General features: G+C 65.2%; 12 protein-coding genes and 1 tRNA gene. 3 read left to right on the forward strand and 10 right to left on the reverse strand.

All coding sequences use genetic code 11. From position 1 onward, the window contains the following. The first annotated feature begins 50 nt into the window (after nt 1-50). On the forward strand, nt 51-590 hold the full coding sequence (gene ppa / locus GDN70_RS02650) for an inorganic diphosphatase (protein WP_038972974.1): 540 nt from the start codon (nt 51-53) through the stop codon (nt 588-590). A gap of 154 nt (nt 591-744) precedes the next feature. Here ppa and folD read toward each other — a convergent pair whose 3' ends face one another. From folD to GDN70_RS02665, 3 genes are read right to left on the reverse strand one after another with little or no spacing between them, the layout of a single operon-like run. Next, nucleotides 745-1,629: a bifunctional methylenetetrahydrofolate dehydrogenase/methenyltetrahydrofolate cyclohydrolase FolD gene (gene folD, locus GDN70_RS02655; RefSeq protein WP_028139304.1), complete on the reverse strand. Its 885-nt coding sequence runs from the start codon at nt 1,627-1,629 to the stop codon at nt 745-747. Between the two features lie 10 nt (nt 1,630-1,639). Then, nucleotides 1,640-1,984 (reverse strand): DUF167 domain-containing protein, encoded by a 345-nt coding sequence (locus GDN70_RS02660; protein WP_038950928.1) that lies wholly within the window; start codon nt 1,982-1,984, stop codon nt 1,640-1,642. Between the two features lie 14 nt (nt 1,985-1,998). Next, nucleotides 1,999-2,289 carry a YggT family protein gene (locus GDN70_RS02665; protein WP_007598721.1) on the reverse strand — a complete coding sequence of 97 codons (291 nt, stop codon included), beginning with the start codon at nt 2,287-2,289 and terminating at the stop codon, nt 1,999-2,001. 204 nt (nt 2,290-2,493) lie between these two features. Between GDN70_RS02665 and GDN70_RS02670 the strand changes: the two genes are divergently transcribed. Then, nucleotides 2,494-2,569 (forward strand) — tRNA-Ala (locus tag GDN70_RS02670). A gap of 116 nt (nt 2,570-2,685) precedes the next feature. Here the strand turns inward: GDN70_RS02670 and GDN70_RS02675 are convergent. The 7 genes from GDN70_RS02675 to GDN70_RS02705 form a co-directional block, all read right to left on the reverse strand. Next, nucleotides 2,686-3,498 carry an enoyl-CoA hydratase gene (locus GDN70_RS02675; RefSeq protein ID WP_028139306.1) on the reverse strand — a complete coding sequence of 271 codons (813 nt, stop codon included), beginning with the start codon at nt 3,496-3,498 and terminating at the stop codon, nt 2,686-2,688. Nucleotides 3,499-3,629: 131 nt separating this feature from the next. After that, nucleotides 3,630-4,424, reverse strand: coding sequence for a glutamine amidotransferase (locus tag GDN70_RS02680; RefSeq protein WP_038950927.1), 795 nt, complete (start codon nt 4,422-4,424; stop codon nt 3,630-3,632). Between the two features lie 120 nt (nt 4,425-4,544). After that, nucleotides 4,545-5,324, reverse strand: a complete 780-nt coding sequence (locus GDN70_RS02685) for an SDR family oxidoreductase (RefSeq protein ID WP_038950926.1) — start codon at nt 5,322-5,324, stop codon at nt 4,545-4,547. 225 nt (nt 5,325-5,549) lie between these two features. Continuing rightward, a complete protein-coding gene (locus GDN70_RS02690) occupies nt 5,550-6,038 on the reverse strand; it encodes a TerB family tellurite resistance protein (protein ID WP_018318970.1) in 489 nt (162 codons plus the stop codon). A 210-nt stretch (nt 6,039-6,248) separates the two neighbouring features. After that, complete coding sequence (locus GDN70_RS02695; RefSeq protein ID WP_028139309.1) at nt 6,249-7,658, reverse strand: adenylate/guanylate cyclase domain-containing protein; 1,410 nt, start codon at nt 7,656-7,658, stop codon at nt 6,249-6,251. 48 nt (nt 7,659-7,706) lie between these two features. Then, on the reverse strand, nt 7,707-9,077 hold the full coding sequence (locus GDN70_RS02700; protein WP_028139310.1) for a cytochrome P450: 1,371 nt from the start codon (nt 9,075-9,077) through the stop codon (nt 7,707-7,709). A 37-nt stretch (nt 9,078-9,114) separates the two neighbouring features. After that, nucleotides 9,115-10,488, reverse strand: coding sequence for a hydrolase (locus GDN70_RS02705; RefSeq protein WP_095424594.1), 1,374 nt, complete (start codon nt 10,486-10,488; stop codon nt 9,115-9,117). 146 nt (nt 10,489-10,634) lie between these two features. Here GDN70_RS02705 and GDN70_RS02710 point away from each other — a divergent pair, with 146 nt between their 5' ends. Beyond that, complete coding sequence (locus tag GDN70_RS02710) at nt 10,635-12,323, forward strand: MFS transporter (protein WP_028139312.1); 1,689 nt, start codon at nt 10,635-10,637, stop codon at nt 12,321-12,323. The last annotated feature ends 29 nt before the right edge of the window (nt 12,324-12,352 follow it).

Below are 12,352 nucleotides of genomic sequence, written 5' to 3' on the forward strand. Positions count from 1 at the left end.
GCCAAATCGCTGCCGGGCGCGATTTATCCTCGGCAATAACGGAGCCTTGAATGCGTATCGATGCGATCTCGATCGGGAAGAACGTACCTCACGAAGTCAACGTCCTCATCGAAGTCCCCGTGGGCGGCGAACCGATCAAATACGAGATGGACAAGGAGGCCGGCACGCTGGTGGTCGACCGCTTCCTCTACACGCCGATGCGTTACCCCGGTAACTACGGCTTCATCCCGCACACCTTGTCGGATGACGGCGACCCCTGCGACGTCCTGATCATCAACACCCGCGCTATCATTCCCGGCGCGGTCATGAGCGTGCGCCCGGTCGGCGTGCTGTTCATGGAAGACGAAGCCGGCGGCGACGAGAAGATTCTGGCGGTGCCGTCGTCGAAGCTGACGCAGCGCTACGACAAGGTGAAGTCGTACTCCGACCTGCCCGACATCACGCTGCAGCAGATCCAGCACTTCTTCGAGCACTACAAGGATCTCGAGAAGGGCAAATGGGTCAAGATCCTGCGCTGGGGCGGTCCGGAGGACGCGCACAAGCTGATCCTCGAAGGCATGGATCGCGAGAAGAAGAAGAAGAAGGGCTGAGCTTTGGTGTCCCGGACGCGATGCGGCATGTCCCGGCGATGCGTAGCATCGTCCGGTGTGACGCGTCGCAGGGCCGGGACCCATGCTGCCGCTAGGCCCCGGCTCTGCAGCGCATCGTTTCACGCTGCGCTGCGTCCGGGGCACGAGAGTTTGGCTACACCGCCGGCTTCGGTAGCTCGGCGATCGCACAGGCCGCGCGCAGCGTGTTGACCAGCAGGCACGCCACCGTCATCTGACCGACGCCGCCCGGCACCGGCGTAATCGCGCCAGCAACACCAAGCGCTTCCTGATAGGCGACGTCGCCGACGAGGCGCGTCTTGCCGTTTTCTTTGGGTATGCGGTTGATGCCAACGTCGATCACGGTCGCACCCGGCTTGAGCCAGTCGCCGCGCACCATCTCAGGTCTTCCGACCGCGGCATAGACGAGATCGGCCTGCTTCACGAGGCCGGGCAGGTCGCGCGAGCGCGAATGCGCGATCGTCACCGTGGCGTTCTCGTTCAGCAGCAATTGCACCAGCGGGCGGCCGACCAGATTGGAGCGGCCGATGACGATGGCGTTCATGCCTTCCAGCGAGGCGTGCACGCTCTTGGTCAGGATGATGCAGCCGAGCGGCGTGCAGGGCGACAGCGCTTCGAAACCACCGGCGAGCCGGCCGGCATTGTTCGGATGCAGCCCGTCGACGTCCTTGGCAGGGTCGATGGCGTTGACGACCGCTTCGGTGTTCAGCCCCTTCGGCAGCGGCAGTTGCACCAGAATGCCGTGCACGGCCGGATCGCGGTTGAGCTTTGCGACCAGCGCCAGAAGCTCCGCCTGCGAGACGTCGGCCGGCAGCTTGTGCTCGAACGAGGCCATGCCAGCGGCCTGGGTCTGGGTGTGCTTGGAGCGGACATAAACCTCGCTGGCGGGGTCGCTGCCGACCAGCACGACCGCCAGTCCCGGCACCAGATTGTGCTCGCGCCTGACGCGGGCGACCTCGTCGGCGACGCGGGCCCGAAGTTCCGCGGCGATGACTTTTCCATCGATAATCTTGGCGGTCATGTCAGTTCCCTCAGTCTTTCGATTGGGCCGAGACGAGCTGGCGCAGGGCTTCGCCGAGCCGTGCCGGATCGCCGTCGACCGCGATCTGCTTCAGCCGCGAGGTAGCTCCGGACAGGAGCTTTACGCCGGCCTTGGGGACGCCCAGCGATTTCGCCAGCAGGACCAAAACGGCCTTGTTGGCCTCGCCGCCATCGGCGATGGCGCGCACCCGCACCTTGAGCACGCTGCGGCCGTCGGCCAGCCGCTCGATTCCGTCGATGCCGTCGCGACCGCCGCGCGGCGTCACCCGCAGCGCGATGCTGATTCCTGCGGCCGAGTAACGCCAGGGTTCCTTACAAGCTTCGTTCGCAACCAAGGGCTACAGCCCGCTCAGATCACGTTCGGGTAGATGTAGTACAGGATCACCCGCTCGATGAACATGATGAGCAGGATCAGGATGATCGGCGAGATGTCGAGACCGCCGAGACTGGGCAGGAAGTTGCGAATCGGCGCCAGCACCGGCTCGGTGATCCGGTACAGGAACTCCGCGACCGCCGACACGAACTGGTTGCGCGTGTTCACGACGTTGAAGGCGATCAGCCAGGACAGGATCGCGGAGGCGATCAGCAGCCAGACGTAGAGGTCGAGCACGATGATGACGATGTCGAGAACGGCACGCATGGCTTTTGAAGCCTCTGGCTTTTGAAAACGTTGGCTGCGGTCGGGATTGACGCCTTTTGCTAGATATCGGTTCCCCCCCGCCCAAACAAGGGAAGTCCGCGCCCCGAATGGCTAAAACCGGGTGACACCCGTCCTTGACTTGACCTTGGCGGGGACTTAAATGGCGCCCGGTTGTCGGTCGCGTTTACCAGAGCGGCCAACAAAGGGGCCATAGCTCAGCTGGGAGAGCGCGTCGTTCGCAATGACGAGGTCGGCGGTTCGATCCCGCCTGGCTCCACCAGCCTTCGCTCGCTTCGCGAGCTACGGCTAGGCAAGCCTTGGGAAGTCTCTCGCAGCGAAGTGAGCGAAGGCTGCCTCGCCGAAGCCCGCAGGGCGAAGGCGCCCTCCGAAATCCCCCTACCTCCCCGTAAACCTCGGCGGCCGCTTCTCCATGAAGCTCGCCACGCCTTCCCGGAAATCGCTGCCGGCGAGCGCCACCATCATCTCCCGGTTGGCTTCGATCGTTGCCTCCGCCAGCGTCTGGAACGGCACCTCGTAGAGCTGGCGCTTGATCACGGCCATCGCGCTCGGCGAGACGAAATCGGCGAGATCGCGCGCATAGGCATAGGTCTCCTCGCGGAGCTTGTCAGGCGGGCAGAGCCGGTTCACCAGGCCGATCCGCAACGCCTCGTCGCTCGGCACGCGCCTCGCCGAGAGCAGCAGATCCATCGCGTTGGCGTGGCCGACGATGCGCGGCAGCATCCAGCTGATGCCGTGCTCGGCAATCAGGCCGCGCCGCGCGAAGGCCGTCGTGAACACCGTGTTGTCGGCGGCAAAGCGCAGGTCGCAATAGAGCGCGTGCACCAGCCCAATGCCGGCCGTGGCGCCGTTGAGCATGGCGATCACAGGCTTCTTGATCGACGGATAGAACCCGTAGCGCGTCTGCCAGTCCGGACGCCGGTTCATGTCGAACGGCGGCAGGTTCGACGCGCGCCGGACGTCATCGGGGTCGAGCCCCTTCAGCGCATCCATGTCGGCGCCGGCGCAGAAGGCGCGGCCCGCGCCGGTCAGCACGATGACGCGGACATCGTCATCGGCGTTTGACGCTTCCATCGCATGGCGCACGTCGCGCTCCATGGTCGGCGTCCACGCATTCATGCGATCGGGACGGTTGAGCGTGATGGTCGCGATCTTGTCGCTCACCTCATAGAGAATGTGCTCGTAGGCCATGACGCTCTCCCTTTGCTTTCCGGCGCGTTCGCGCGCTCGTTGGCGGTGAGCCTAGCATATCCAGGAAAGAGGCAGAGACTTGCGCCAAGGACCTGCGCCAAGAACCTGCGAGAACCTGCGCGAGCACGCGATTACTCGGCGGCTTGCGCCAGCACCGGCCGGCGCGTCAGCCAGCCGTCGATGAAATGGTCGAGCCAGGCACGCTCTGCGACATCGTATACGGCACGATCGGCGAAATGATGATGTCGCTGCCGCGCACCGGGCGCACTGAAGCCGTCATAGCCGCGCGTGGTCCAGCGATGCATCATCGCGTAGGTCACGTCAGGATGAAACTGCACGCCGAAGGCATTGCCGGCGCGGAACGCCTGCACCGGAAAATCGTCGCCTTCTGCGAGCAGCTCGGCGCCGACAGGCAGCTCGAATCCCTCGCGATGCCAGTGATAGACCTGGGCCGGCCAGGCCGGGCAGAGCGCGTGGCCCGCGGCTGTGGGCCGGATCGGGTAGTAGCCGATCTGGGTCAGCGCATCGGCATGCGGCGCAACGCGGGCGCCGAGCTGCATCGCCAGCATCTGGGCACCAAGGCAGATGCCGAGGAACGGCCGCTGCTCGCGGAGCGGAATTTCGATCCAGTCGATCTCGCGGCGAATATAGTCGTCGGAATCATTGGCGCTCATCGGACCGCCAAAGACCACGGCGCCGGCATGCTGATCGAGCGTCTCGGGCAGGGGATCGCCGAAGCGGGGACGGCGGATGTCGAGACGATGGCCAAGCGCACGCAGCGCATTGCCGACACGGCCCGGCGTCGAGGATTCCTGGTGCAGGATGATCAGAACCGGCAATTGGGTTTCGGAGGCGACGGCGCCTGGCGTCCTCCTCGGGAAGGGCACCACCTCTGCGCTACCAAACCTGTCCGTCCGGAACGACATGGCCTTTGCGAATGCTATCGGTTCAGACCGCCAGCATAACTAAGCGATCGTTAATTTCGTGTGAGTTCGCGCACACAACGAAACCGAAGCAAGCTCCGGGCCAATACGGGAGCTCGAGATCTAATGCCTCTGCCTCTGGAATCGGCTGGTGGCGGCCAGGATGAAGCCCCGCGGGAAGAAGCGCAGGGCAAATGGCACAATCTTGATGCCCAGACCAGGCAGCACTGCCCGTTTGTTGGCCATCAGGCCACGATAGGCCTCCTGCGCGACATCGGCGGCTGAAACATTGAGAAGGGCCGTATCATGTCCGGAGCCGACGCCGGCGCGCGCCTGGAATTCGGTGGGCACGGGACCCGGGCAAAGCACGGTGACCCGAACGCCGCGCGGCGCGAGCTCGGCCCGCAGCGCTTCGGTGAAGGAAATCACGTAGGCCTTGGACGCGTAATAGACGGCCATGCCGGGGCCGGGCAGGAAGCCCGCGACCGAGCCGACATTGAGAAGACCGCCCTTGTTCCTGATGAGTTGATCGGCGAAGCGCAGCGACAAATCGGTCAGAGCCCGCACGTTGACATCGACAATCCCGATCTGCTCGTCGCGATCGCGCTCGATGGCGTCGCCGAACACGCCGAAACCAGCATTGTTGACGAGGTGGTCGAGCTCTACGCCTTCAGCGGCCAGCGCCGCCGCGATCGTCTCGCCGGCGTCCAGGTCCTGGAGATCGCAGGCGATCACGATCGGCTTCTTGCCGCCTTTGGCGGCGAGCTCGTTCGCGAGCGCCTCCAATCGATCCGCGCGCCGCGCCGTCAATGCGAGGCGATGTCCATTGGCGGCAAACACGCGCGCCAGCTCCGCACCTATGCCCGCCGAAGCACCGGTGATCAACGTTACCCGCTCAGCCACGATCGAAGTCTCTTGAATTGAAGTTTTTGGCCCCGCAATGACGGAACGAGAGCATAAGCCGTGCGCGACAGGCAAGCGGCGTCGGCCGCATGGCCGCCTGAGCGGGCGTCAAGAGGAGCAGGAAAGCCGGGTTTTTACGGACGAATCCGGCGTCGGACGGCCGGCAGCTACATTAAAGTTTCGTCATGTGATCCGCACAACCGGCCATCCGCCGGTTTGCGCGGATCAGCCGCCGACGGCGCTGTCCGTCACCTGACCACCGGCGCGCTCGGCCACCGTATGCTTCAGGTCGATCCGGTCGCGCTGGGAAATCCCGAGCAGGTCGGAGGCGCGCCAGACGACGTTGTCTTCGAATTCGGAGACCTGGCCGTCGGCATAGACCAGCTCCCACATCATCCGGACGATGCGCTTGCGGCCCTCCTCGTCGAGCGAGCGCATGATGACGCTGGTGAAGTGATAGAGGTCCACCGCCTCGCCCTCGACCTGGGTGGCGTCCGCAATCAGACGATCCGCAGTGCCGCGATCGAGCTTAAAATGGCTTTCGATCAGGCTGTGCAGCTTGCGCTGCTCGGCCGCGCTCGGCTGGCCGTCGAGCGAGATTACGTGGACCAGCAGCGCGGTGGCCGCCAACCGATAATCGCTGTCGCCGAACGTGCGGTTCTGGTCGTTGGGGGCGACAATGTCGGCGATGAATTGGCGCAGGCCGTCGAGCATAAGATCCTACCGAAATCGATACAGCCGCGAGGCGCGGCCGTTACCAGCATTATATGAGCAGGAAACTCAACCGGCGCAACGTGCGTCAGTTCCGCGCGCTGCATTACGTTTCGGCAATCTGTTCACGGTCATTCCGTGTGCGCGCAGAGCACGAACTCTCGAGATTCCGGGTTCGATGCTGCGCATCGCCCCGGAATGACCGCCTGAGGCTCACGGGATCTCGTACACCACCATCTTGTCGGCGATGCCGCGCAGCGCCGCCTGTTTCTGGATCGGCTTGATCGCGCGCTGCTCCAGCACCTCCGCAACTGCGGGCGCATCGAGCACCGGACCGGTGATGTGGATCTCCTGCGCGGTCGACAGGCTCTGCACGCGGGCGGCGATGTTGACCGTTTGGCCAAAATAATCCTGCCGCTCGTTGAGCATCACCGCGAGGCAGGGACCTTCATGGATGCCGATCTTGACGATGAGATCATCAGTGCCGCGCCGCTTGTTGAGCTGGTCCATCGCCGCACGCATCCGCAGGCCCGCGACGATGGCATGCTCGGGGCGGACGAAGGTCGCCATCACGGCATCGCCGATCGTCTTCACCACCGCGCCCTTCTCGGAGGAGATGATCTCGAGCAGCGCATGGAAATGCGCCCGCACCAGATCGAAGGCGGCGAGATCGCCGACGCGCTCGTAGAGCGCGGTCGAGCCCTTCAGATCGGTGAACAGGAAGGTCAGCGACGTGATCTGGAGCCGCTGGTCCAGACTGAGATTGTCCGCCTTGAAGACATCGCGAAAGGTCTGGTTCGACAGCATCCGCTTGGCGGTGAGGAACGGCTTGCGCTTGCCGATCAGATGATGGAGCGCCTCGGCCGCGATGAACACCGACGGCAGCACGCGGACGCCGGCCTGGTTCTCCAGCGACAGCCGCAACGGACCCGGCCGCATGGTCGTGGTCCCCGTCGGGGCCTGCACCTTGTTGTACATGATGGCGAGCTGCTGGCGATCCCTGGTCGGCTCGCCCTGGACGTCGATGAAATGGGCGGCGTGCGTGACCGGCTCGAAGATGATGACGAAGTCACCAGGCAGCTGCAGCGACATGGTCGCCTTCTCGCCGGCCGGCAACTCCATCGTATCCAGCGTCACCTCGTTCGCCAGCGTCGCGAATGAGTCCTTGTTGAAGTCGACTCCGGAGCTCCAGAACACCTGCTTGAAATACTCCCACACCGGCAGCGTGTCGGGGTCGTGCGCCGCGATGCGCCGCACGCGCGGATTCACGGTGAAGGAGACCTCGACCTGATCGTCGACGGAGGCCTTGTAGCCGCAAGCGCAGAGCGCGCAGTGATAGTCGTCGGGCTTGAGCGCCTTCAACGTCGTGTGCGCGCCGAGCACGCCGCCGCAGCCCGGACACAGCACGTTCCAGCCGAGATCGAACAACCCGAGCCGCGCCGCGTGCAGGAAGGCCGAGATCGCGTGCTCTTCGTCGACGGCATGTTGCGAGGCGAAATCGAGGACATTGACGCGGTTGAGCTCGTGATCTTCGCCGTCCTCGATCAGACGCGCAATCGCATCGACCACCTTCGTGTCAGCGGTCTGCTTCAGAACGGAGAACTGGGCCTGGATGTCGCTCATGGCGGGACTCTGCTGGTTGAATCACGCCATCGGCCAGGCAATCGCCTGTCACCGACGGGTGATACGGAACATAGGTGAGTGGTCCGGCTGGGTCGTGACGACGCCGAGCGGGATCACGGGATTCGCCTGATCGGCGAGCTCGACACGGAACGCGCCGATCAGCCGAGCCAGCGCCAGCACGGATTCGGCTTGCGCAAACGGCGCGCCAATGCAGACGCGCGGACCTGCGCCGAACGGCAGATAGGCGAAGCGATCGGGCGCCTCCGTCGACATGAAGCGCTTTGGAATGAACGCGTTCGGCTGATCCCACAGCTTCTCGTGACGGTGCAGAAGCCAGGGCGCGATCATGATGATGTCGCCCTTGCTGATCTCGACGCCTGCCGCATTGTCCTTTTCGCGTGCGGCGCGCGCGACCAGGAAGGCGGGAGGATAGAGCCGCATGGTCTCGTCGATCACCGCGCGGGTGAATTTCTGGCGATCGATGTCGGCCATGCTGTCGAGATGCTCGCCGCTTGTCTCGGACGCCACCTCCTCCTGCGTCTCCGGATCGAGCGCGAGCAGATAGAGCGCCCAGAACAACGCCGTTGCGGTGGTCTCGTGACCCGCCAGGATCATGGTCGCGACCTCGTCGACGAGCTGCTCGTCGGAAAAGCCCTTGCCGGTTTCCGGATCGCGCGCCGCGTCCATGAGATCGAACAGATCGCGCGGCGGCGCGCCGTCCTTCTTGCCGGCAGCGCGCCGCTCGGCGATCAGCATCGCGACGAACTCGGTCCAGCGCTTGCGGAAACGGGCGCGGGCAAAATCCATCGGGCTCGGCCACGACACCGGCAGCAGCATGTCGAGGAAGTAGGGCCGTCCCAGCCGGGACGCATACTCCATGATGAAATTGCGCAGGGTCGCGCCATGCCGGTCCATGCCGAACGAGAACATCGTGCGCCCCGCGATCTCCAGCGTCATGCGCTGCATGATTTCGCGCAGATCGACCGGCGCGCCCGTCTGCGTATCGAGCTTCGCGATGGTCTCGTCGAGCACCGCCGTCATGTGCGGCACGAGGTTGGCGGTGGCGCGCGGCGTGAAGGCCGGCGCGAGCGTCCGGCGCTGGAACGTCCAGGAGTGTCCTTCCGCGATCAGAAGCCCGTCGCCGAGCACCGGCCGCAGCATGCGGATGCCCGCCGGCGTGCGCGTATAGTTCTCGTAATTGTTGAGCAGGACGTGCCGGATCGCATCCGGCTGATTCAGGATGAAGCTGTTGCGAAGGAAGAAGCGGCCCTTGATGACCTCTTCCTCATAAGCGGGCTGCCCCCATGTCGCGATCATGTTGCGCCGGATCACGGCAAGCCGGCCGAAGAACGACATGTCGTCGGGCGCACGCGGGGGAGCCGGGGGGATGATGGGCCTACGCACGCTGGCGATATTCATGGCTCCTCTCCCGAGAGATGTGACGCAGGCAAAATAGCTAATAAGTCAGCTCGGCGACCGCAATCCTGTTCTCCTGGGCCGGCCAGGCGCGCGCCACAATTCGTTCTTCGCCGAACTCGGCCACGATGTTACGCCCAACCTCGCTGGCGGGAAGCCGCAGGGTTGCTGCCGCATCCGTGGGCACGCCCGGCTTGACGTCGGCCGGCTCCTTGCCGTCGAACAGCACCACGTCCCGCGGCAGGCCGAAATAGCCCCTCGGCCGCGACATGATCACGACAGCTCCTGCGTCCTTGTCGGCCGGCCCGAGCGGGCGCGCGGCGCGCAAATGCACGACGTCGGATGAGCGTGGGAACGGCGAGCGGTAGATATGCGTCGTCGGCATCTCGGGCGATGCCAGGACGAATTCGAGCGACCAAGCGGGATCGACCTGCGCCGGCCCCCAGCGGCCGTCGGCGCCGGTCTTCGCGCTGTGCAGCGCACCGCCCTTGCGCTCTCCGGTTTCAGGGTCGACGCGGAAGACATCGACGGTTGCGCCCGCCACCGGGCGATTGGTCGGCACGCCGCCGGGCGTCCCGGTGATGAGGCCGCTGAGCCGAACGCTTGGCTCCGGGACGATCGCAATTCGCGCGGGCTCGCGTCCCGCGATGAATTTGTAGATCTCGCGGAAGGCGCGCGGATGGAACGCCACTTCGCGATGATCGAGTGCGCCGAGCACGAGATTGGTGGCGCCCTTCAGCTCCGGCCCTTCATTGGTGACGCCGGTCGGCGTGCCGGGCTTGCCGATAAAGCGACCGTCGGCCTGGGCGTATTTGTCCATGCCGTCGCTGCGCAAGGTGAGGAAGGCGACACCCGGCGTCACCTCGCTCTCGCCCTCGTTCAGGCCGCGCAGGAATACGCCACGGCCGTTGAACTCGTTGTTGGGCTGGTCGTCGGTCGCGAACACGCCGTGATTGGGTGTGCCGCACAGGACGGCATGGCTGACATCGCTGGCGCCGCCGTTCTTGATGACATTGCGGATCGCATAGCCGCCGCGCGAGCTGCCGACCAGCGCCACGCGCGAGGCGCCCGTGCGGCGCTTCAACTCGGCAATGGCAGCGGCGAGCTCGCGGCGCTGGTCCTCGGTCGAGGAACGGTTCGCCTGCTCAACCGTGTCGTCGCTGCGCGCATTGGGATCGGTGAAGTTGATCGCCATCATGCGATCGCGCGCGATGCCGTTGGATTCCATCCGCCACAAGGTCGTCATCCAGAGCGCGTCGTAGTCGCCATTGCCGTGGACGAACACGATCGGCGGCACCTCGGTGCCAGGCGCCGCGGCGGGCGCGGTCTGGGCCCATGCGCCCGTCCGCAAGCTCGCAACTGCGAAAGGCAAGCTGCCTGCCCCCTGCAGGATCGTCCGTCGCGACAGCTTCATATGTTCCTCCCGGCAACCCAACTCTTTGCACCGCTTATAGCGGCCTAACCACTGGACAGCGAAGGACTTTCGCAGGCATCACTGAATTTGCCGGAATCGCCCAAGATCACTCCAAGACCATTCTGCCAGCACGTTTGGAAGGGGATATGACCGAGCAGACGAACCGCCAGAGAATCGCCGCCGACGGCATCACCGCGCCTCTGCGGTACACCGTGTTCCGGCGCATCTGGCTCGCCAGCCTGCTCTCCAATCTCGGCCTCCTGATCCAGGGCGTGGGTGCAGCCTGGGCGATGACGCAGATGGCGGCCTCGGCGGACAAGGTGGCGCTGGTGCAGACCGCCTTGATGCTGCCGATCATGCTGATCTCGATGCCGGCCGGCGCCATCGCCGACATGTATGACCGCCGCATCGTCACCCTGGTCTCGTTGATGATTGCACTCACCGGCGCAACCGCGCTGACGGTGCTGGCCGGGTTCAATCTCATCAGCCCGGAGACGCTGCTCGCCTTCTGCTTCGTGGTGGGCAGCGGCAACGCGCTGTTCGGCCCGGCGTGGCAGTCTTCGGTCAACGAACAGGTGCCGCCCGATGCGCTGCCTTCGGCCGTCGCGCTGAACGGCATCAGCTACAACATCGCCCGCAGTTTTGGGCCCGCAGTCGGCGGCGTCATCGTCGCGGCGCTCGGCGCGGTAGCGGCGTTTGCCTGCAACGCGATCCTCTATCTGCCGCTGCTGGTGGTGCTGCTGCTGTGGCGGCGCAACACCGAGCCCTCGCGCCTGCCGCGGGAAAAGCTCAACCGCGCCATGGTCTCCGGCTTCCGCTACATCACCAATTCGCCGCCGATCAAGATCGTGCTGTTGCGCACGCTGGTGATGGGCCTGATCGGCGGCGCCATCATGGCGCTGATGCCGCTGGTCGCGCGCGACCTGCTGCATGGCGGTGCGCAGACCTACGGCATCATGCTGGGGGCCTTCGGCATGGGCGCCGTGGTCGGCGCGCTCAACATCCACGAATTGCGCAAGCGCATGAGCGGCGAGGCCGCGATCCGCGCCTGCACCATCTCGATGGCGTTCGCGATGGCTGCCCTTGCCCTGAGCACGGAGCCGGTGCTGACGGCAACTGCGCTGGTGCTGGCCGGCGCGGTCTGGATGGCCGCGATCGCGCTGTTCAATATCGGCGTGCAGCTCTCGGCGCCGCGCTGGGTCGCCGGTCGCTCGCTCGCGGCATTCCAGGCCTCGATCTCCGGCGGCATCGCCATCGGCGCCTGGGGCTGGGGCCATCTCACCGACTATGCCGGCGTCGAGGTCGCATTGTTGACCGCCGCCGGCCTGATGCTGATCTCGCCCCTGCTCGGGATCTGGCTGACGATGCCGCGCGTCGGTGCCCGCAACGAGGATGCCGACGTGCTGGCCGATCCCGAGGTGAAACTGTCCCTGACAGGGCGCAGCGGACCTCTGGTGGTCGAGATCGAATACCGCGTGTCACAGGAGAACGCGCGCGCGTTCCACAACGTGATGCAGGACGTGCAGCTCTCACGGCAACGTAACGGCGCCTATGGCTGGTCGATCGCCCGCGACATCGCCGACCCCGAATTGTGGACCGAGCGCTATCATTGCCCGACCTGGTTCGACTATCTGCGCCAGCGCAACCGCTCGACGCAGTCCGAACGCGCGCTGCATCAGCAGGCGATCGATTTCCATATCGGTCCCGAGCCGGTGCGGATCCGCCGCATGCTGGAGCGTCCGTTCGGCTCGGTGCGCTGGAAGGATGAGACGCCAGATCGTGCGAGCGCCGAGGTGCTGCCGGTGGTCGCGACCGCGGCGGGGAGCAGCACGTAGGTTTCTTCGCTCCATCCGGGCCACGGGAA

It is taken from the genome of Bradyrhizobium sp. TM102 (assembly GCF_009176685.1).
Taxonomy (GTDB): Bacteria; Pseudomonadota; Alphaproteobacteria; order Rhizobiales; family Xanthobacteraceae; genus Bradyrhizobium; species Bradyrhizobium ottawaense.